This is a genomic window from Pseudomonas sp. EggHat1, assembly GCF_014892995.1.
Classification (GTDB): domain Bacteria; phylum Pseudomonadota; class Gammaproteobacteria; order Pseudomonadales; family Pseudomonadaceae; genus Aquipseudomonas; species Aquipseudomonas chaetocerotis.
The window spans coordinates 113695-134605 of the sequence record NZ_JACKQK010000015.1; the positions used below are offsets into that span (position 1 = coordinate 113695).

General features: G+C 62.0%; 20 protein-coding genes. 2 read left to right on the top strand and 18 right to left on the bottom strand.

The window, feature by feature from the left end:
• Nucleotides 1-25 precede the first annotated feature (25 nt).
• Both INS93_RS20660 and INS93_RS20665 read left to right on the top strand, forming a co-directional pair.
• The gene (locus tag INS93_RS20660) at nucleotides 26-457 is read left to right on the top strand and encodes a hypothetical protein (RefSeq protein WP_160018405.1); all 432 of its coding nucleotides are present in this window, start codon (nucleotides 26-28) and stop codon (nucleotides 455-457) included.
• A 4-nt stretch (nucleotides 458-461) separates the two neighbouring features.
• Complete coding sequence (locus tag INS93_RS20665; protein WP_192985333.1) at nucleotides 462-860, top strand: META domain-containing protein; 399 nt, start codon at nucleotides 462-464, stop codon at nucleotides 858-860.
• Nucleotides 861-947: 87 nt separating this feature from the next.
• On the opposite strand, the gene dinB is transcribed toward INS93_RS20665, so the two are convergent.
• From dinB to INS93_RS20755, 18 genes are all read right to left on the bottom strand, one after another.
• Entirely contained in the window at nucleotides 948-2006 is a 1059-nt protein-coding gene (dinB, locus tag INS93_RS20670) for a DNA polymerase IV (RefSeq protein ID WP_192985334.1), read from the bottom strand.
• A 416-nt stretch (nucleotides 2007-2422) separates the two neighbouring features.
• Nucleotides 2423-3628 carry an OmpA family protein gene (locus INS93_RS20675; RefSeq protein WP_192985335.1) on the bottom strand — a complete coding sequence of 402 codons (1206 nt, stop codon included), beginning with the start codon at nucleotides 3626-3628 and terminating at the stop codon, nucleotides 2423-2425.
• A gap of 31 nt (nucleotides 3629-3659) precedes the next feature.
• The gene (gene tssE / locus INS93_RS20680; protein WP_192985336.1) at nucleotides 3660-4097 is read right to left on the bottom strand and encodes a type VI secretion system baseplate subunit TssE; all 438 of its coding nucleotides are present in this window, start codon (nucleotides 4095-4097) and stop codon (nucleotides 3660-3662) included.
• Complete coding sequence (tssJ, locus tag INS93_RS20685; RefSeq protein ID WP_192985337.1) at nucleotides 4094-4645, bottom strand: type VI secretion system lipoprotein TssJ; 552 nt, start codon at nucleotides 4643-4645, stop codon at nucleotides 4094-4096. Before tssJ ends, tssE begins: the two co-directional genes overlap by 4 nt.
• Nucleotides 4626-5723 (bottom strand): type VI secretion system baseplate subunit TssG, encoded by a 1098-nt coding sequence (gene tssG, locus INS93_RS20690; RefSeq protein WP_192985338.1) that lies wholly within the window; start codon nucleotides 5721-5723, stop codon nucleotides 4626-4628. Before tssG ends, tssJ begins: the two co-directional genes overlap by 20 nt.
• Complete coding sequence (gene tssF, locus INS93_RS20695; protein ID WP_192985339.1) at nucleotides 5687-7456, bottom strand: type VI secretion system baseplate subunit TssF; 1770 nt, start codon at nucleotides 7454-7456, stop codon at nucleotides 5687-5689. The genes tssG and tssF overlap by 37 nt, the downstream gene beginning before the upstream one ends.
• Nucleotides 7457-7485: 29 nt before the next feature.
• Nucleotides 7486-9072, bottom strand: a complete 1587-nt coding sequence (gene tssA / locus INS93_RS20700) for a type VI secretion system protein TssA (RefSeq protein WP_192985340.1) — start codon at nucleotides 9070-9072, stop codon at nucleotides 7486-7488.
• Complete coding sequence (locus tag INS93_RS20705) at nucleotides 9069-12332, bottom strand: ImcF-related family protein (RefSeq protein WP_226945645.1); 3264 nt, start codon at nucleotides 12330-12332, stop codon at nucleotides 9069-9071. The genes tssA and INS93_RS20705 overlap by 4 nt, the downstream gene beginning before the upstream one ends.
• Nucleotides 12333-12471: 139 nt before the next feature.
• Nucleotides 12472-13614: a hypothetical protein gene (locus INS93_RS20710; RefSeq protein WP_319017564.1), complete on the bottom strand. Its 1143-nt coding sequence runs from the start codon at nucleotides 13612-13614 to the stop codon at nucleotides 12472-12474.
• Nucleotides 13611-13874, bottom strand: a complete 264-nt coding sequence (locus INS93_RS20715; protein WP_192985342.1) for a PAAR domain-containing protein — start codon at nucleotides 13872-13874, stop codon at nucleotides 13611-13613. Before INS93_RS20715 ends, INS93_RS20710 begins: the two co-directional genes overlap by 4 nt.
• On the bottom strand, nucleotides 13871-16255 hold the full coding sequence (locus INS93_RS20720; protein WP_192985343.1) for a T6SS phospholipase effector Tle1-like catalytic domain-containing protein: 2385 nt from the start codon (nucleotides 16253-16255) through the stop codon (nucleotides 13871-13873). Before INS93_RS20720 ends, INS93_RS20715 begins: the two co-directional genes overlap by 4 nt.
• Entirely contained in the window at nucleotides 16243-16767 is a 525-nt protein-coding gene (locus INS93_RS20725) for a DUF3304 domain-containing protein (protein WP_192985352.1), read from the bottom strand. Before INS93_RS20725 ends, INS93_RS20720 begins: the two co-directional genes overlap by 13 nt.
• A gap of 57 nt (nucleotides 16768-16824) precedes the next feature.
• The gene (locus tag INS93_RS20730; RefSeq protein ID WP_226945646.1) at nucleotides 16825-17139 is read right to left on the bottom strand and encodes a hypothetical protein; all 315 of its coding nucleotides are present in this window, start codon (nucleotides 17137-17139) and stop codon (nucleotides 16825-16827) included.
• Complete coding sequence (locus tag INS93_RS20735; RefSeq protein WP_192985344.1) at nucleotides 17127-17651, bottom strand: DUF3304 domain-containing protein; 525 nt, start codon at nucleotides 17649-17651, stop codon at nucleotides 17127-17129. Before INS93_RS20735 ends, INS93_RS20730 begins: the two co-directional genes overlap by 13 nt.
• 82 nt (nucleotides 17652-17733) lie before the next feature.
• A complete protein-coding gene (locus tag INS93_RS20740) occupies nucleotides 17734-18159 on the bottom strand; it encodes a DUF3304 domain-containing protein (RefSeq protein WP_192985345.1) in 426 nt (141 codons plus the stop codon).
• 187 nt (nucleotides 18160-18346) lie between these two features.
• Nucleotides 18347-18865 (bottom strand): DUF3304 domain-containing protein, encoded by a 519-nt coding sequence (locus INS93_RS20745; protein WP_192985346.1) that lies wholly within the window; start codon nucleotides 18863-18865, stop codon nucleotides 18347-18349.
• Nucleotides 18846-19673 (bottom strand): DUF4123 domain-containing protein, encoded by an 828-nt coding sequence (locus tag INS93_RS20750; protein ID WP_192985353.1) that lies wholly within the window; start codon nucleotides 19671-19673, stop codon nucleotides 18846-18848. The genes INS93_RS20745 and INS93_RS20750 overlap by 20 nt, the downstream gene beginning before the upstream one ends.
• A 10-nt stretch (nucleotides 19674-19683) precedes the next feature.
• A partial coding sequence (locus INS93_RS20755) for a type VI secretion system Vgr family protein (RefSeq protein ID WP_192985347.1) occupies nucleotides 19684-20911 on the bottom strand: 1228 nt, incomplete at its 5' end.

A 20911-nucleotide genomic window follows, 5' to 3' on the forward strand; every position in this document is an offset into this window, starting at 1 on the left:
GCATGCCGGCTGATCTGGAGGACCCATGGCCGAACACGATTTCCGTTATTCCCTGCTCAACCCGCAACACACCCTCACCGAGTGCCGCGCACTGGCACCGGGTCGCTACCAGGTGACCGGTAACGGTGGCTCGATCAAGGCCAACGACGTGCTGCTGGTCACCCTCAAGGGCAGCCGCGACCTGCACATGCGCCTTGACGTGGAGAAGGTTCGTCACCTGATCAACCCGCCCGGTCAATGGCTGGCCGTGTGCAAGGGCCCGCAGTTCAAGGAGCTGGCCATTCACAACTGGCAAGTGAACTGCGACAGCTGCGGCAAGCAGCTGGATTTCGAATTCGCCGTCGATGCCGCGCTCGGCAAGGCCGCGCATGCTCCGGCCGCCGAGGCCCGCATCGCCGAACTGGGCTGGCGCAACGACGCTGGCCGCCACCTATGCCGCACCTGCCAGGAGGCCTGACACCATGTACCGCACCCTGCCCCTCGCCTTGCTCGCCGCCACACTGGTCGGCTGCGCCAGCGACGCCCCGCAGCTGGAAACCGAACGCAGCTACCAGGTGGAATGGATCGGCGAACGCCCATTGATCGACCGCAGCCACCTGACCATCACCTTTGCCGCTGACGGTCGCGCTCACGGGCATGCTGGCTGCAACCACTGGTTCGCCGGCTACACGCTGAAAGATGACGCCGTCCGTTTCGAAACCCCGGGCAGCACCCGCAAGATGTGCGCACCCTCGTTGATGGAGCAGGAGCAGCGCTTCCTCGCGGCCTTGACTGAAGTGCAGCGCTGGGACTTCAACGAAATCGGCCAGCTGCAGCTGTGGCCCGCCAGCGGCAAACCCATTCGTCTCTGGCCGCAATAATCGAGCCGCGTGGATATTCTGTGGGAGGCGCTTCAGCGGCGACGTCTTTATCGATGATCGCGGCTAAAGCCCCTCCCACAACAGTACCTACGCAAACAGCTCCAACTGCTCCTGCCGCCCGCGCAGATCATGCAGCCTGACGCCCACCCCGAGCAGGCGCACCGGCTTGTCGCCGCGGGCGAAAGCGTTGCTCAGCAATAGCCGATAGCTTTCCAGATCCCGACTGGCACCCGCCTGCTCCAGAGTGGTCTGGGTGAAATCATGAAACTTCACTTTGACGAAAGGCTTGTCCGGTCGATAGCTGGCGTCCAGACGCTGCAGGCGGCCGTTCATCTCCTCGAGCAGCGCCGGCAGTTTCTCCAGACAGCTCTGCAGATCCGGCAGATCCTGATCGTAGGTGTTCTCCACGCTCAGTGACTGGCGGCGGCTGTCCACCTGCACGGCACGTTCGTCGATGCCGTGGGCCAGGCGCCACAGGCGCTCACCAAAACTGCCGAACTCGCGCACCAGCGTCAGCTTGTTCCAGTCGCGCAGATCCAGACAGGTACGAATGCCCAGGCGCGTCAGCTTGTCAGCCGTGACCTTGCCGACACCATGCAGCTTGTTCACCGGCAACTCAGCCACGAAATCATCGACCTGATCCGGGGTAATCACGAACAGCCCGTTGGGTTTGCGCCAGTCGCTGGCGATCTTGGCCAGAAACTTGTTCGGCGCGACGCCAGCCGACACGGTGATGTGCAGCTCCTGCGCCACGCGGCGACGAATTTCCTGGGCGATGCGCGTGGCGCTACCAGCGAAATGCGGCGAGTCGCTGACATCCAGATAGGCCTCGTCCAACGACAGCGGCTCGATCAGGTCGGTGAACTGGCGGAAGATGCCGTGAATGTCACGAGAGACCGAGCGGTAGACCTCGAAGCGCGGTTTGACGATCAGAAGATCCGGGCACAGTTTCAGCGCATGCCGCGACGACATCGCCGAACGCACACCATAGGCACGCGCCTCGTAGTTGCAGGTGGCAATCACCCCACGCCGCTCGGCCGAACCGCCAACAGCCAGCGGACGACCGGCCAGGCTCGGGTCATCACGCATCTCGATGGCGGCGTAGAAGCAGTCGCAATCGACGTGGATGATTTTTCTTTGTGTCATAACGTATTGATTTTAAAGGCCACTAACAAAGAAAACCGCCTATCGATACCCGCTCTTTCTCACGCCGCATGACGCCTGGACTTGCCGGACTTCACCCGCCAATCAACCGACGAATGGCGCCCCATGTTACCCGCCCACAGACCAGAGAGCATCGACATCCGTCGTAAATCTCCGGCTCGTCATCTCTCGTTTCATACCTAGCCTGGCGTCGGCGCTACCACGTCCGGCCGCAGGGTTCCCCTGCCCCACTTCGCGTTTACGACGTCGAGCACCGCAATGATCAGGCGGGAGCCTTGCGGCTGGGCGGTGCGAACAGATTGTCGGGGTACTCGCCGCGATGGCAGGGATCGAGCAGTAGCAGCTCAACCCTCACTGATCAGCGCGCCGCCGCGGGCCGCGAATTGAGAATGATCGGCTCAATGCACTGGCGAGGTACAGGCTCCCACCGACGGTACCAGTTGAATATCGACACGCCGATTGCTGCGGCGTCCACTCTCGGTTTGGTTATCCGCAATCGGCTGTTCAGCGCCTTTGCCCTGGGTGACAAAACAGCTGTCGGGGATGTCGCCCACGCTTTGCATCCACTGTTTCACGGCCTCGGCCCTCTGCCGTGACAACACGCGGTTGCGTTCTGGATCGCCAGAGGTATCGCTGTGCCCGGTGATGACAATCAACCAACCCGGTTGCGCCTTGATGTCGATCAGGCTGTTGACCAGGACTTTGGTCGACTCGGGTTTGAGTTCGGCGCGGCCCGGCGGAAACAGCACCAGGTTGTCGAGGTGCGTGAGATTCTTGGCTTGCTGCGCAGGCGCCGTCGCTGAAAACACCGCAGGCGACAGCCACTCTGTTTGGGCGCTCGCGCTCTCTTTTACCCACCAGCCGAACAGCCCGGCCAGCAGGATCATCAGCACGAGTAGCCAAAGCCATAACGACCTCAGCGCCCGCTGTGCAACGGGTCCGGCGCCAGGCTCCGTGGCATCCAGCTTGAGCACGATAAAGGCCGGCGCAGCGCTTGCTCTTGAACTCGCGCCCACAGGCCTACGAGTGACGGCCACTGCCTCATCTGCCGGCGCTGCCAGGGGTGGCGTTCCCTCTGTGACATCACTTGTCAATCGCTGTAACGCACTGCGCAACTGTTTGCACAAGGCCTGCAAAGGCACCAGCGGCATCTGAACCTGCATCTGCAGTCGTTCACTCAGCTGACGCAACTCATCATCAAGCCGGCTGAGTTCCGGCAACTGGGCACGGGTCAGTTCCTGTTGTCGAAAGAGCGGCTGCAGTTGGGTGAATAGCCAGGCCAGTATCTCCAGGCGAGCCGGCAGTGCGGGGGGCCACAGGCGCTCCCAGCCCTGGGCGAGCAGCCGATTGAGCAAACACAGCGCATCGCCCATACCGGCGAGTCCGTGCAGATGCGAATGAGCCAGAGCGAAGGCAGCGGCCGCTTGCAGCTCCACTCCGTTCTCGCGAAACAGCTCGATGGTCAGTTGCTGCACACGTGCCCAATCCACATCGGGGCATGCAGGATGATTCAGCTTGGCGAGCTCCCCGCCCAGCGTGATGAATGCGGCACGTTGGCTGGCATCACCGCCAAGACGCAGGTTTTCCTCAGTCAGCATGAACATGCGCCCCCTTTCATGAGCAGCGTTCCTGTCATCACGGCGCCAGGTACTCGCGTTGTTTCAGGTGACGCATCAGCACCCTGCCCTCCGGGGCAAGCGTGGCACCGAAGGTCGCGTGCATGCCGTCGTGCAGCTCCACTGCAACGGCATATTCCAGGTGGCCGGGAAGGACTTGCGGGAGCAGTTCGATATCGACCTTGGCCAGGCGTGGCTCGTACTTGAGCAGCATGCTGGTCATGGTGCTCATCAACCCGTGGGCGCTAGCGGGCATTCCGTGCAGGATCAGGCTCATGTCCGGCAACCCATAGTCCGGTAGATGGCTGAGGGTGCCGGCGAGACAGTTGAGGGTGCGCTGCAGGTTATCCAGCACCGACAGCAGGACCTGGTCCTCCTCCCGCACGCGATGCAGATCGAGCTCGCCGGTGAAGTTCTGCAGCAGCAGTTCGTAGAGCGACGGATTCTGTTCACTCACCACCAGGAATCCTTTTTCGGCAATGGCACCAGGTTCAGCGCGTTGTCGCCCAGTTCGATCACCCGTGGCTGGTCCGGCTCCAGATCCTCGCGGGCCAGTACGACGCGCCAGGTGTCCTTGTGCATCTCTGGCGAGCGGAACAGTGCGACGACGGCAACGTACTGCGCATATGGAGACAGTGGCACGTTCAGTTGTGCCCCCTCATCGGGCTTCACCAGCAACCGCTGCGAATCCAGCAGGTCTGCACCCAGAACACTATCGCCCTCGTCGAGCAAGCGCTGGTAGTCCGCCGACTCGAGGGATTTGCGCGCCTTCAGTTGATAGACCCGCACCAGCGTCGAGACCGACAGACCGGACATGTCGGTGCTGTCGGTATTGAGTGCCGCTCGGGCATTCAGGTCCAGGTGCAGGACCTTGACCTGCTTGTAGAAAATGCCCTGCGCAATAGTGCTGCCTCCCTCCACAGCGCGCTGCGTCAGCCCGCAGCCGCCAAGCATGCAAGCAAGCGCCACGACGGCCAGTGGCGTCTTAAATCCGATACGCGACATGCTGTGTCTCCCTGGTTTTCGTGTTTTCGGTCAATCCCTGGTAGCGGCCGAGGTTGATGGTGATGCCTGGCTGATCAGCACGGTCTGGATGTTCAGGATCCAGGCCCAGCAGACCGGTCAGCCCCAGCCATACCGGAGGGCCGCCCAGCACCGGTTTGAGCAGGCATTTCACCGGCAAGGTGAGCGCAAGCTTGGCAGTGCAACGCCAGCCCAGGTACACCCGCAGGAGCACCAACAGATCGGTGTGCAGTTGCCGCCCTGGCAACCAACCCTGAGCTTCGGTGAGGTCCTCGGTGATCAGCTCCAGCCGCACCTGGCTATTGGCATCCGCGCCCATGGCTCCCAATGGGGTGCCCTGAGAGAGGCTGACCGGGTTTTCTCGCGACAGACAGGCCGGCTGAGCCAGTGGCACCTTGCGGGGCCAGTGCGGCGTTACCCGTACCTGGGTGTTCGGTGCCAACAACTTCACCAGGGCACCGATGCCCTCGGCATTTCTTGTAGGCAGGCGCATCACGCTGAGCAGGGCCAGGAAGCGCGAAACCGGCGTGGCGACATGGTTCGCCGTTCCCGGGATGCCCAGACCGATCAGACCCAGCAGGCATTGCGAGGTCTTGTCAGTCCCGCCCGCCTCGAAGGTGGCCGGGTAAGAGTACTTGCGCCAGATCCGGTAGAACTGGGTGAAGATGCGGTGATTGAAGATGTCGAGGAAGGCCTCCAGTGCCTCATGCCCCTCGCGACGCTGGGCGATGTCGTCCAGGTAGGCCGTCGGCAGTGGCGAGTCGACACCGTACAGACCGAGCAAGCGCGTGCGCACCGTCGGCGGACGTTCTGGGTGCTCCTCGTCGTACTCGATGGCCTTCAGCTCGCCGGCGGGAAAACCCATGCCAGGGTGCGGACGAAAGCGCACAGCATCGTCACTGGGGCGAGTGGTCGTGCCCAGCGGTGGATTGTCCGGCGCCGCCGCTTCAAGCAACTGGCAGAAGCGGTACACATTGGCTTCGGCAATGCGCCCCGCCACGGTCTCCAGCAGGCCGCTGGCCTTCAGCCTGGAATACGCTGACTGTGGTTCTCGTTCCATCGCAGGCACTTTCCGGTGGGTTGCAGGATCAGCGTGAGCTGGTTGAACAGATGGATATCGGCATACAGGGCGAAGAAGCGATTGAGCATCTCGCCGAACAGGCTGATGTCGCCTTCGCCGCTGAAGCCGTTGGCATCCAGCGTTACCTCGATGTCCACGCCGCGTAGCAAGAAGCCCTTTTCGAAGCGCTGGATCAGGTGATGGCGCACCTCGACGATGGCCGCCAGGCGCCGGCGATTCAGTTCGCTGTGAGTCCAGTCATAGAGCGCCAGGGTGCCGCGCAGCACTTCGGCGTTGTCCAGCATGGGCAGGAAGTTCGAGCCCAGGTGGCTCAATACCCGCCAGTGGAATCGGTCCTGATTGGGCGGGTAGCACGGCAGCGTCGGCGCACAGAGGTTGCGCACCTTCAGACCGGCCAGCGGCGACTTCACCAATGAGTCCAGCAAGGTGCTCTGCAGTGCCTTGCGCGGGAGTTGGCCGTTGGTGCCGGTCAGACGCAGGGACAGACTCTCGGTCTCGCTCAGGCGATCGGCATCGAACCCTTCACCACCGAGTATCAGCCAGGTGTCGTGCATGCCATTGGCACCGCGCTTCATCCGCGTGTGGAAGTAACGCTCCGGCGCCTCATCGCGCAGCATGCCGCCCTTGTGGCGGAAACTGCTGAAGGGCACGTAGTCGCGCTGGGTCGTGTGCCTGGAGGACGAGACGCTGTCCACCGAATAGATCTCGGTGTGGCCATCCTGCAGGCGCATCGGCCGCAACAGATAGTCGGTCTGCAGCGGCAACAGCGTCAGCGGGTCGGATTCCAGGACGAACAGGTTGATCACCGGCACGGCGTGGAGTCGAAGATGTTCGGCCGTCACCACGAATTCATGCGGCCACTGCTCACTCAGCACCACGTCCAACTCGAAGCCTGACAGCTCCGGCACGACGGGCATTTGCTCCAGACCGCAGAGTGTGACGAACATGAATTTTTCGCGGAAGGTGAAGTACTCCAGCAGCAACTGGTAACCGCTGAAGGCACTGTCGCCCTTGGGCCACAGACGGTCATCATCACCAAAGCCCTTGGGCGAGAAATGGCCATCGAGCTGCACGCGGTCGGTCTGGCCCGGCATCCGCACGTAGAGTGCCTGGGCATTGAGCGTCAACGCACGGTGCAGCGCGCAGGCCAGCGGACCATCGGCATTGAGGTACAACGGCAGGCGGCTGAGGTCGTTCAACGACCAGTCCGCCAAGGGGCTACAGGCGAAGCGCAGGCGCAGCACCGAGCGCCCGTCCGGCTCGCTGGCCACACGTACCGACTCGATAGTCATCGGGTTCAGCGTCACGTCCTGGGTGGTGGTATAGCGGCAGCGTGTCCGTTTGGGGCCTATCGGCTGCGACAGCACTTCGAAGCCCTTGGGGACGATTTCGCAGCGCTTCATCTCGCGAATGTCCGGCACCAGTTCGACCACCGACAGCGAGGGTATGGTGCGCAGATAGTGCGGCCACAGCAGGCTAACCAGGCCCTCGGTCAGCTCCGGCAGGTCGTCGTCGAGTTTCTCGCGCAGGCGTCCCATGAGGAAGGCGAAGCCTTCGAACAGCCGCTCCACGTAAGGATCGCGCGCACCGGCCTTATCCAGGTTGAGCTGCGACGCCCGATCCGGGAACGCTTCGGCAAACTCCTTGCCCGCCTCACGCAGGTAGCGCATTTCCGCATCGAAATAGCGCAACGTCAGATTGTCCATGCTCACCACTGAATTCCCAAAAAAGTAAAAGGGGCTTAACCACAAAGCACCGCAGCGCGAACCGGATCGACGGCCACCAGGGCAGACAGCAAGCCATCCATACGTTGCGCCAGGCTCGCCTTGTCTACGTCATTGCGCTGCGCTTTCTGACGCAGCAGCTTGAGCAAGCGTGCCTTGACCTCGAACCCCAACTCCGGCTCCCAGGCATTCAGGTGCTGTTGCTGGGCGACACTGTCGAGTTCCACCAGTAGATGAATGGCCAGGTCGCTCTTGCCGTACTGCTCGGCCACCCGCGCCATCAGCAGGCGCAGCAGCCAGCGCTGCCGGCCGCTGTTCACGTCGGGGCGTGCCGCCAGCCAGGCCAGCGCGGCCTCGACGCCATCGCTATCGGCCTGGGCCAGTGCTCCGCTTTCCAGCGCCAGAATGTCATCTGTTGCCGAGGTGGCGATGACGGCCGTGGATATCCAGGTGGCCGGCTGATTGCCGCTGACGTGCTGCGTGATCCACTCGCGGGTGGGCTCATCGGCGAACGGCGTGCCGTCGTTCCAGCGCAGTTGTTCGAGCCCCGGCAGGCGCTCGAGCAGCATCCTCAGATCGCACGTGATGATGTCCGCCCAGCCCTCGTAGGGAACGCCCAACTTGCTCAGGCCCTGGTAGAGGTACCACTGCAGATCCAGCCAGAAGTGGTTCACCCCTTCGGCATACATCCGCTCCACCTGATCCAGCAACTCGGTCCAGTTCTGCTGCAGGTACAGACGCTTGAGGTGTGCGCGGTACTCCGTGCGCGGCGGCGCCAGGCGGGTATTGCCGTTGGCCTCCTGTGGCGGCGATTGATGCACGGTATCCCAGCGCAGGCTGGTCAGCAGGCGGTGAGCGGCCAGCCAGCCCTGGGGTTGGTCACGCAGGTAATTGGCCAGGGCCTTGCCGCTGTCCAGCAGATCGCGGCCAGACTTGATCGCCGGCACAACCGGCGCCTTCGTGTGGGGAGTAGGTTCACCCTGCGCGGCACTGTTCTGCGGGACCAAGGCGTTGACGCCGCCCGATTGGGTGAGGCGCGCGCCCAGGGCCGCATACAGCGACCCCAACTCCGGCCGCTCAACTTCCGGCCATGCGGCAACGATCTGCTCCAGCCAGGCCAACGCGGCAACGGTGCGCTGCGCCTCGGCCTTGACCACCTCGGGGAACAGCGACAGGCTGTCCAGCACCTTGCCGCTGGCCACCCACTCCAGCGCCATGCGCCGGCTGTTCGGACGCACTGGCAGCACCTGGCCGGCGAAGCGTTCGAGTAGCGCCGCCAGCAGCTCCAGGCCATCGGCGAGCCCCGCCTCACCATCACGTTGCGTACGCGCCCAGAGGTAATAGGTGGCGATCCGCAGATCCTTGCAGCGCTGCTTCAGCAGTTGCTCGGCCAATCGCATCACCCGCTCGACATCCGCCCCGGACAGCTTGTTGACCTCTTCGCGCATATGCTGGAAGTCGTCGTCGTAGCCGGGGTCCTGCCCCACGACCGATGCCGGGCTGATCGGTGCCAGCCACGCTTCCCAATCAGCCGTCTGCGCCTTGGCCAGCGCTACGGCGTCCTGCCCGTCCAGGCAGGTAGAAATCAATTCTTGTAAGGTCATGGGCGCATCCTGAATCCATTCATGTGCGGCACGTGTTCGAACGCATCGAGGTTGGCGTAAGGCAGGGATTGCCCCTCACCCACCTCGAAGATCGTCATCGGCAGCGAGAAACCCCGCAGCTGCAGCAAGGCCAGCGGCCCATTGCCCAGCTCGGTGCGCAGGTGCCAGGTCAGCGGCAGCTTGTCCGGGGCGGTCAGCACCAGCTCGAACAAGGTGTCGCTGCTGTCCAGCGCCGTGACCCGGGCCTGTTCCAACAGGCGGATCAGCCCCCAGGTTCCCGAGTGGTCTGCAAACAATCGCGCGCCGCCCTTGAGGCTGGTCCAGCTCAGCGACACACCGGGACGAGAGGTGCCCCCCGGCCAGTTGAACGGCTTCCAGCTCTCCATCTGGTTGAAGTACTCCAAGGTCACGCCGTCGAGGATGAGGGTGGTCTCTACCACGCTGCGTACCGGTTTGGCCTGCAACTCGAAGCTCATGCCCATGCCACCATCGGTGTACAGGATGTCCGCCAGGTCGCTGAGCTGGTTCACGGCCTCGAGGAACTGCGGATTGAAGCGAAGCCCCTGGCTGTTGCCACTGTCGGCCACCCAGCGGTTGCCTTCCTTGCGCAGCACGCCGCCCAGTTGGCTGCTGATGAACTGGTCGATCCGCCCCGTATCGCCACGAATCATCTGCCCCAGCATCGGCAAGGAGGCATCGCTGCCGGTGGCGGCGAATGGATAGCGACCCTCGAAGGCGCGCTGCCAGTTGCCGACGATTGCCCGTTGCCATTGACGGTTCAGGCTGAGGGCCGCAGGTTGCAGCACACCTTCCCAGGCCTGGTTCAGTGGCTGCACGAAAAGGTTATGGCCAAAGCCATTCCACTGCGCCCCCAGGCTGGCCGCGATCAGGCTGCCGTAGTCGAGGGTATCGGTGAGGTCGACGCTCTTGCCCTGGAACACTGTCTGCGCCAGGGCCTGGGTCATCGCCTGCGGGTCGCTAGCGGTGGTGATCTGCTGCAGCTTCAGGCGCACCCGTGTGACGCGGGTGAGGAAGGCTTGCAGGCTCAGGTTATCGCCCGCCGCAGCCGCGGACTTTTCCTTGCCGAGCAAGGCCAGAATGGGGCCGAAGGTCGCGTCCAGCGGCCCGCGCGGGCCGGCGACCTGCTGATCGATCATCGGCTGTTTGTCCCGGTCCAGAAGCTGCTGCGCCGATTTCATCAGCGAGTCGCTGAGGGCCTCGCCCTTGGCTTCGGTCTTGCCCTGGTAGGCCAGGGTGTTCATCAAGGCGATCAGCGGTGATTGGCGCACGTCGCTGAGCAGGGTGAGCTGGCTGATGGCGTCGGACAGGCTGTCCGCCTTGCGCCAGCGGATGCTGTTGAGGAAGGCCAGCCAGGCGTCGCTGAATTCCTGGAAGTAGCGCTCGGTCAGGCGGGCCTTGAGCACCTCGGGTTGCAGCTCGCTGTCGAGCGTGCCCTGCTGGTCGCTCAACACCCAGTCGATTTCCTCGCGGCGCGCTTCGGCGACTTCGTCAATGGCCTTGCTCACCTGGTTCTCCCAGGCCTGGCGGGTGAAGACGCCGGGTACGCTGTTGGGCGTATCGAACAGGGTCGTTGCATCGGTTTCGCCCACCATGTCCTGCAAGGTCATCGCCGCGAAGTTGTTGCTCGCCCGGTCGATCACCTGCTGGTACAGAGTGGCCATGCCGTTACGCTGCCCCAGTTGCCCCAGCAGCACTTGCCGGGCCTGGGCCACGAGGCTGGGCTGAGTCTCGGTGCGCCACTCGGGGTGTGCCGCCAGGTGCTGCGCGTAGAACGCCCACAGGTTGGGCGACAGCGCTTGCCAGAGGCCGGGCGTGACGCCGGGGCGTTCGGCTTGCTCACCGGCCAGCACCCGCGTCAGGAACTGCGGGTCGGCCTTTTCCGGGCGCGCCATCATCAGGTAGGCCTTGAGCTGAGCATGGGCCTCTGCGGCACGTGCAGCGCGCTCGGGACTGCCCGCCGGCAAGGCGGCGAAGGCTGCCAACTGCTGCTCCAGGTGCTTGGCCGCCACGTCACGCATCAGCCGATTGTTGACCTGGGTGTAGCGCGGCCACAGCACGGCCAGCAGCGCATCGTTCTGGCTCAGGCCAAAACGCAGGTACCACGGCTCGCCATGCTCGCGGCGGTAATCCAGGCGCGACATCTCGCGGGTCAATTCGTGCAGGGCCTTGAGCTGCGCATCCGCATCGCCGGGGGCGTTGAGGGTCGCCAACGCCGACTCCACAGTGGCGATCTGGCTGCGGTTGCTGGTGAACGACAGCAGCAGCGCCAGGGCAAAGAGGCCGGCGAGACAGAGCGCGCCGACATAGACGCCATGCGTCCAGGACCAGGCGAAGCGCCGGCCACGGGTCTGTCGGTCATTCAGGACTGCACCCCAGCTCGCCTCCGGCCACCATGCATTCGGTGTACCGGTAGCGATACCGGAAAGTGTCGGGCTAAACAGCAGGCCGCGCAGCGGCAACGACCGCTTGAACTGAGCCAGGAAAGGAGCCAGCGCCTGACGCCACTGGCTAATGCCGCTGCGCTCAAGATCACGGGACAGGCGCAGCAGGAAGTCATGGTGAGCGTGCTCGGCGAGTTGGCCTATCCCGCGTCCGCGCAGCGGCACCACCAGTTCACGCAACGACGCCTCGATCTGCTCGGCGGTGACTTTCGTCGGCAACAGGCAACCCACCGGCTGCGTCTCACGACTGGCTTGATCCCATTGGCTGGAGCAGACCTGCCACAGGTACAACGGCGCCTGCCAGCGCAGCGCCTGGCCCAAGCCGCGCAACTGACGCACGCCAGTACTGAGGACGGCCACGTCATTGCGCTGCGACTCGCTCAGTGCCCAGACGATGCCATCCAGCGGCCGCGAGCGGCGCAGCGTCTTCAGCAATTCAGCCACATCGCTTTGCCACTGCCCGCTCAACGAGCCGCCGCACAGCAGCACGGTGTCCTGTCCTTCCAGCCACTGCCGCCTGGACAGCCCCGGCGCTACCGCCTCGATCTGCTCGGGTTCGCCGACGACCAGCAGCAAGCGGACCTTGCGCTTCCAGAAGTAACCATACTGGTTCGGCAAATGGTCAAGCAGTTGCGCGGCGATATCCACTTTGTGCCGAGGGGTCGTGCCCTGCTCCCTGGCATCCGCATCCGCAGCCCCCGTCACACTCAATGCCTTGTCTACCGAGAGGCGGTTCCATGCCCAGAGGAAGAACGGGCAGAACATCAGCAGGCCCGCCCAGCTCACCAAGCCTCGCATGGCCAAATCCGACGGCGGCAATACAGGCCAACCCTGGTGTTCAGCGAGCAATCCGTACAGCAGGCAACCTACGGCCACCAGCAAGAAGGTAAACGCGGCGTAGCCCACTACCCTGGGTAAATGCGACGCCTTCTGTGGGTTATTTTCCTTTGCCATGCGGCACCGCCACTCCCATCGCCAAGCGATTCTCACCATCACGGCTCAGCCAGCCGCAGGCCTGCCCGGTGCCCGCGCTATGCAGCAGCGCCACGGACATACCAATAAAAGGCGCCAAGTTATCCAGCACACCCCAATATGCAGCGAGCAGGTGCTCATTAGCCGGCCAGCCGCCCTCAGCGAATGCCCCCAGGCTCTCTGCATCCATCGCCAGGCACGCCGCCGGCGCGGCATCCAGATTGGCGTAGCGCTGCATCTGCGCGCAAAGCTCGGCGGCGCGTTCACCCTGGTCGGCCTGTAGATACTCACCCCGCTTCAACTGGCTCACAGGGGCATGGCTGACCAGCCAGGCAAACCCGGCCTCACCCGCCAGGCGCTCAGCCGCAGCCTGTTCCACGCTGGCAACCCCGGCGCACAGTAACCAGTGCTCCTCCTCGGGACACAATCGAGGGAAGCCATCGATCAACCAGTCCAGAGTCGGTAGATCGACCAGCGGTAACGCCTGCTCTGGCAGGCTCACCCCGGCAGCGCGGAGTACCGAGGCAAAGGCCTGGTAACTCTCCGCCGTGCCATGCCAGGCCAGGCCGCGCAGATGCGACCAACGCGCCCTCATGCCGCTCTGCGCCAGCAGCATATGCGCCAAGTGTTGAGCGATCAGGGGAGCACGCTGGCTCGTCAGGTTTGTCGATAGCGGGCAACGCAGCACCGTCGGCGCCCCGGGGCTGGGCACCTGCGGCGACGGCAGGGGCGCCGTCCCTGTCATCAAGCGGGTGTAATACGACTGCTGCTCACCCTCCGGGCCGAACAGCAGCACCTGCTCGACCGGCAACCCACGGCTGCGCGCGCGCCACCAGCGTTGCAACGCGGTGTCGATGACGCCACGGTAAGCCTCGCGATTTCCCAACCCGATCTGCCAAACCAGATAGCGCAAGGCCAACGCCAGGGCCCACAGCAGTGGCAGGACCGCGCTCCACAGCCACAGCTCGACCCTTGGCCGATGCTCTGGCCACAGCGCCATCAGCAGCGCCGACTGCCCGCCCCACAACAGCAGCAAGGCCAACCACCAGCGGCGCCAGTGTGGCTTGCCCGGTTCCACGTAGTCCGGGTACTGCGGCGGATAAATCACGGCGCCACCACCATATCCGTACCGGCCAGCGTGCTGACAACCGTGCAACCGCACTCGCAACGATAGCCATCCAACGCCACTGGCCGACCGTCCATCGTGGTCTCGGGTACACCCTGGGCAATGCGTGTCAGCCCGTGCTTGTTGCAGCGCGCCGCATCGCCCATACAGGCCACCGGCTTGCCGAAAGCCAGGTAATGCCCCTCCAGCACCTCACCGCCGAACGGCCGTAGCGGATCGCCTGCACGCACCAAGGGGATCATGCGACCACCGCCTTGATCTGTTCGATCAGGCTGCCACTCTGACGCAGGAAGTCGATGCTCCGCTGCATGCGCTCGGCATAGTCCTCCAGCGCCATCTCGCGCTTCTGCTGCGCCACCACGGTGCCGATGTCGTAGGTCGGCTTGAGCAACTCGTCCGCGCCGGGCAGGAAGGGCACCACCGCGCCGGTAGCCAGGTCGATCACCTCATAGGCCACGCCGGCCGCCGCCAGGCCGCCCAGCACCCCACCGATCGCCCCCAACGCACCCAGCCCCGCGCCCAGTGCCCCACGGTGCTTGCCGCGCAGCAGGCGCACCCCGTACACGGTAGTGCCCGCCACGATGGCCACGCCAATCAGCTTGCCGGCTATCATCATCGGCGTCAGGCGGCGGCTGCTCTCATTGCCGAAGTAGATCATCCGGTAGAAGAAGTACCCGGCCCACAGCTCTCGGCTACCGAGAGCGTCATGCATGAACCAGGCGCGCGAGTCGTGCACCTGCTCATCGAACATAGCCACCACCAATGCCATCTGGGGGTCGGCGCTGGGCGTACCGACGGCGTCGCGGAACAACAGCTTGCTGTATGCCACGCCCTGCTGCCGAATCTCGCCGTAGTCCCGGCGCTCGTCGTCATCGTTCATCAGGTAGGCGCCGCCACGCAGCACCACGTCCACCACCACACCGAGATAGCTGGTTTGCTCGCGGGCGATATCCTGGTAGTCGGTGCGGAACTCGGTTGCGGCCTGCTCGATCTGGGTCTTGTCGATCCACGGCTCATAAATCGGCGGCCCGGGAAAATTCTCGGCACTCTCGGGGTTGTCTTCGCGACCCTTCTTGGCTTTCGCCTTCTCCGCAGCGTTCTTACCCCGCGCGATCTCTTCTATTTGGCCCTTGTGCTCGGTGGCTTCCTTGTAGAAAGGTTGATTCGCGTAACTGCCATTGGCGTAGCGGCCGATACGCCAGCCGGTGATCCAGTACAACTGGTCGGCCAGTACCTCCTCCAGCGTCTTGTTCACCTCGACCGCCTCGTACAGCCAGGGTGATTCGGTGTTGGGTTCGTTGGGCAGGCCGAGAGTCTTCAGGCGCCAGGCGTTGAAGCGTTCGATGGTTTCGGGGCTGATGTCGAACTCGGTGACTGTGGATTCAGACATCACTCGCCAAGCTGCCTCCTCCTTCAGCAAGTCGGGCAGCACCTCTTCCGGCACCTGCAAGGGCGCGCCAGCCGCAAAGGCCTCGGCGTACAGGTCATGCAGGGTGATCTGCGACAGCAGCTCATGGGTGCCATTGCGCGCCTTGCCCTGATCGTTCTGCTGGTAGCCGCCGCCCACGTCCGAGTGCACGCCGGGGTACACCACCTCCTGGGCGATGGTCGGGTAAAGCCCCTCCTCGTTGCGGATCGAATCCAGCGGGAAGCACGAACGCTGCTCGTGGGCCGCCACGAAGTGTCGGCAGCACTTGACCAGATCGGGGTACTTTTCCGCGCTCGGCAGCAGTTGGCTGTCGTCGGCCCAGTCCATATGGCCAGCGAAGAATGGCGCGGCATGGGCAATGCCCACCGAAGCCACGGTATCCAGCAGGCCGAGAAACTCCACGCTGACCTCCAGCCCGGCCAGTTGCTGCAGCGGCTTGTCCGCGCCCTCGGGCGTTTCGAACAACTCCGCCAGCCAGGTGACGAAGGTGCGCGCCTCCGCCGCCCCGCGGGAAAAGCCGTACACGTACAGCTTGACCTTCAGTGGCCGGGGGGTAAGCGATGCCGTCTTCATCTTGAGTCCCAACGGCTTCAGCAAGCGGCCCATCACTCGCTGGCGCTTGCCGGCACCCAGGCCGATCATCAAGGGGAGCCGCCAGGTGCCCATCTCCTCGACATAGCCCTTGGAAGCGCGGATATCGATACCGTCCCTGGTCACGGCAAAACTCAGCGCACTGGCTACCTGCACCAGCGCCCAATTGATACGGTCCTCGCCACCCCGTGCGTATTGAAGACCTTCATCGCTGTAATCCAACTCGCCAATTTTCGGGAATGGCGTGCCCACGCCGGGCATGTAATAGGAGAAGTACCCCATTTTCTCCGCCTCCGCATTTCGGTACGAGGCGTGATACAGCCGAGCGATATTGGTGGGGTGGGGATTGTCCGGCTTCGTATCATTGGGCTCGTTATTGTTGGTGCCATCGAAGAACAGGCTGATATGCACCGCCTGGCAGCATTTGCCATGCTGGCTACGGCCATTTTTGTCCTTTGCCCGCTTGTACCTGTCGGACTCGCGTGTCTGTAAGCTGTAGTTTTCCCCCACTACCCGAGGTGTCCCCGGTAACCGTCCTGCCTTCGGAAACGCTGGGGGTACCAGTACCTTGGCCTTGTTTTCCTTATCGGCTACTTCGTACATACAGCAGGCTCCTTCATATGGAGGGGTTCCTTGATCGGGTACTGCGGCTCACCCACCATCCTGCAGGAAGTGGTCACCTTGACTTCCTGACAGGGGAGAAAATGCACGTTCAAACCACAGACCTTTTCCTGATATTCCGGAATCTCTACCGTGGTTTTATAGTGCTGATAGTTGGCCTTATGCTTGACCTGCGCCGCCCTATAACCATCAGTACCCAATGGCGGCCACTTAGAATAAGCATATGGATCAGGATCAACTTCCCATTCAATATTCGCGACCAAGCCTGGGCGCCACTTGAACGGCAGACCGATGCAGCAGGCACGGCCACCGCCACCGGCCGTTCGATAGCCATTGACCGACAGCCAATTGATGGCCGTTCCGTCTACATGATTGACGGAAGTCAAATTGCCTGCCGCCATTTCATTGTCCGCTGTGGAACAACCCGCCAGAAGCGAACCTAACAATCCAAAACACCACTGCCAAACGAATATCCGTCTTATCCCTGCACTCATCTTCATATCCCTCTTGTTATTACTTACAAGTAACTGATGGAAATCGATCGACTTTCATCAATGACCTGACTCAAAACGAGGCGTGGTCCAACCGGACAATATGGTGGGGTGGAGATTCTCCGGCTTCGTATCGTTGTATTCGTTATTGTTGGTGCCATCGAAGAACAGGCTGATATGCACCGCCTGGCAGCATTTGCCATGCTGGCTCCGGCCATTTTCGTCCTTTGCCCGCTTGTACCTGTCGGACTCGCGTGTCTGCAAAGCATAGTTCTCTCCCACCGCACGAAGTGTGCCCGGCAGGCGACCCCCTTTTGGAAACGCTGGTGGCGCCAGTACCTTGGCCTTGCTTTCCTTATCGGCTACTTCGTACATACGGCCGGCTCCTTCATATGGCGCGGTTCCTTGATCGGATACTGCGGAGAGGAAGTGCCATAACAAGAAGTCGCCACTTTTACCTGCTGGCAGGCCAGAAAATGCACGGTCAAACCACAGACCTTTTCTTGATATTCCGGAATCTCCACCTGGGTGCTGTATTGTTTGTAGTTGGCCTTGTGCTTTGCATATGCAGCTAGATAGTTAGGATCATCAAAGCCTGGCAACTTTGCCCATCGATCAGGATCAACTTCCCATTCAATATTCACGATCAATCCTGGGCGCCATTTATCAGGCATGACAATGCAACACTGATCCCCGCCGCCCCCGGACGCGCGATATCCATTCACCTTGAACCAGTTAATAGCTGTCCCATCCACATGGTTAACCGCACGAATACTGCCCGCCGACATTTCATTGTCCGCCGTGGAGCAACCCGCCAGGAGCAAACACAGCAGCCCGAAACACCACTGCCAAACAAATATTCGTCTTATCCCTGCACTCACCTTCATATCCCTCTTGTGATTACTTACAAGTGACTGATGAAAACCAACCGACTTCCATCAATGACCTGACTCAAAAACAGGCAATCGACTACTTCGCACATACGACCGGCTCCTTCATATGGCGCGGTTCCTTGATCGGATACTGCGGAGAAGAGGTTCCATAACAAGAAGTTGTCACTTTCACCTGCTGGCAGGTCAGGAAATGCACGGTCAAACCACAGACCTTTTCTTGATATTCCGGAATCTCTACCTGAGTGCTGTAGCGTCGATAATTTAGCTCATGCTTATCCATAAACGTCCGAAATTCATCCGTCCCTAAAGGAGGAGACTTCGCAAATGGATCAGGATCAACTTCCCATTCAATATTCACGACCAAGCCTGGGCGCCACTTGAACGGCAGACCGATACAGCATTGATCCCCGCCGCCCCCATGCGCACGATAACCGTTCACCTTGAACCAGTTAATGGCTGTGCCATCCACATGGTTAACCGCACGAACACTGCCCGCTGCCATTTCGTTGTCCGCCGTGGAACAACCCGCCAAAATCAAACCCAGCAGCCCGAAACACTACTGCCATTGCCAAACGAACACCCGCTTTATCCCAGCACTCATCTTCATATCCCTCTTGTGATTACTTACAAGTGATTGATGAAAACCAACCGACTTTCATCAATGACCTGCCTCGAAAACAGGCAGTCGGCTACTTCGTACATACGTCGGGTTCCTTCATACGAAGTGGATCTTTTATTGGATATTGTGGTGCACTGACAGCCCAGCAAGAGGTCGTAACCTTGACCTGCTGGCAAGGGAGAAAATGTACAGTTAAACCACAGCGCTTCTCCTGATATTCTGGAATCTCCACCGTGCTTGTATAGCGCTGGTAGTTAGCAGCATGTTTGGCATATGCTGCCTGAAACTCGGGAGACGTCACGGAGGGAAGCTTCATCCATCGATCAGGATCAACTTCCCATTCAACGTTCGCCATCAAACCAGGCCGCCACTTAACTGGCAATATAATGCAGCAAGTTTCCCCACCACCTCCGGAAGCGCGATAGCCATTGACGGAAAACCAAGTAATGGCCGTTCCGTCCACATGATTAACGGAAGTCAAATTGCCCGCCGCCATTTCATTATCGGCCGTAGAACAGCCCGCCAAGGCCACACAAAGGATTCCAAATAACCAGTGCGCTGCGATGAGCTTACTGATATGTCGCTTCATCAAGTCGCCCTCTCACAGCTGTCGTGTTGTTATTGGGCTCACCTGAGTTTTGGATAATGTTTTGTGTCACGTACGGAATAAGTTCCCCGCAATAGCCTTCCGCGCTCGCCTGACAGGCATAGGCGTACAACTGGTTGAATTGCTGCTCGTTGCTCAGGCCGTGGGCAAGCAGGCCCGGCTGTGCCATCAACTTTTGCGCATTGCTGATGCAGCCAAAGAGCTCGTACTGCGCATCGGTCAGCGCCAGCGGTGCCGGCACGTTGGGCGGCGGCGCATCGGCGGTGCAGGTGCCCGGTAGCCATTGTGGCTGCGCGTCGCGGTCCAGCCAGCTCCAGAAGCTGGTCACTTGCAGGAAGGCGTCACGCTGCTGATCGTCGAGGATGTCGCGAAGCATCAAGGGAAATATGCGAGGGTCGAAATAGCGCAGTAATCCAGGCTGCCCGCCTACCTGCATCCGCGACAGGCCCTGCAGGACGAGGCTCAGGTCTTCAAAGGGCTGCGGGGAGACCAGCAGCAGTAGACGCGAATCCTTGCCCGCATTCCTGATCAGGTCTTCCAGCCAGGCCTTGTGCTGCCACTGCTGCAAGTCCAGGCGCATCAGCAGCGGCCCCTGTTCCATCAACGGTTCTTCCGGAGTGCCGCTGAACAGGGAGAACCAGGGCATCGCGGGGTGGATACGCTGCAGCGTGGGGATGGCCGACGCAGGCCAGCCGGTCTGGTCCAGCAGCAGGTCCACATGGTGCAAACCGACTTCAGAGGTGGTGTGTTCGATCTGCTCCAGCCAAGGCGTAGGCTGCGTTGGGGCAATGTGTGGGTTTTCACTGTCCACTGAGTACGACTCCTTCCGCTTCCTTGCGCGCCGCTTGCAGGCATTCCTTGCAGACGGACTGAGGCAACTCGGGCAACGGGAATTGCTGGCTGGCGGGTTTCTCCCAGACGTGTTGGCCTTTCAGGTTGAGCCTGCCGGGTGTGTGTATGTCGATGGCGCCGCTGGGGGTGATGCGGATATAGCCGCCGCCACAGGCCAGGGTGATGCCGTTCTTGGCGGTCAGTTGCAGGTGGCCCTGCACGGACTGGACGGTGATGTCCTGCTGGGCGATGACGTTGAGGATGTCGCCGTGGGACTCGATCTCCAGCGGGCCCTTGCCGGACACCAGGCGCATGCCTTCGCGCTGGGCGAGCAAGGACATGGCCTGGTTGGATTGCAGGGCCAGGCGCTGGGCGGCGCTGAGGTTGATCTCATCCTGGCTCTGCAGGTACATGGACTGGTTGCTGCCCAGCAGCAGGCTGGCCGGGGTGACCGCCGCTACCCCCTTGGGGGCGCTGAGCACTACGGCAGGGCCTTGCAGGTTCTTGCTCTGCTGTAGCAGGTCGTGCAGCCCTTCGCTGTTGGACTCCCGGCTATGGTGGGCCTGGGCAATGTCTTGCCACTGTTTGAGCTGGTCGGCGGCTTTTTCCATCAGTGTGACGGCGGGCTGCATGTCCAGCACCTGGCCCTGGGCCTTGGCTTGCTGGTCGGCACTGATGAACACCCCTTTGCCAGCACGCAATGAGCCCCAATCATCGGTGCGCAGCTCGAAGCCTTCGCCGCGCTTGTGCTTCTTGGCATCCACCAGATGCCCCAGGTTGAGCTGGCTCTTGCCGGAGTACTCGGTGCTGACCTTGATGTGTTCCTGCCCACGCGTGTCGTCCAGGCGAATTTTGTTGTTGGTGGGCGTTCTCAGTACGTTGCGCTTGTGGTTGTGGATGGTGACGTGGTCAGGCTCGAGGTTGGTGTGCAGGGCGTGGGCGATGAACGGGCGGTCGGGATCGCCCTGCTCGAAGGCCACCGCCACTTCGGTGCCGGCCAGCAAGGGCATGTGCAAGCCGTAGGTGTCGCCGGCATAGGGCCGCGCCAGGCGCAGCCACATGCTTTCGCGGCCGGCTGGCCAGGTATCCCGGTCGAACAGGAAGTTGACGCGGTAGCGCCCTTCTCCATCGATATGGCTGTAGGGATCGTTGCGCTGCGGGCTGGTGATGCGCGCGGGCACGGTGCCGGCGATGCGC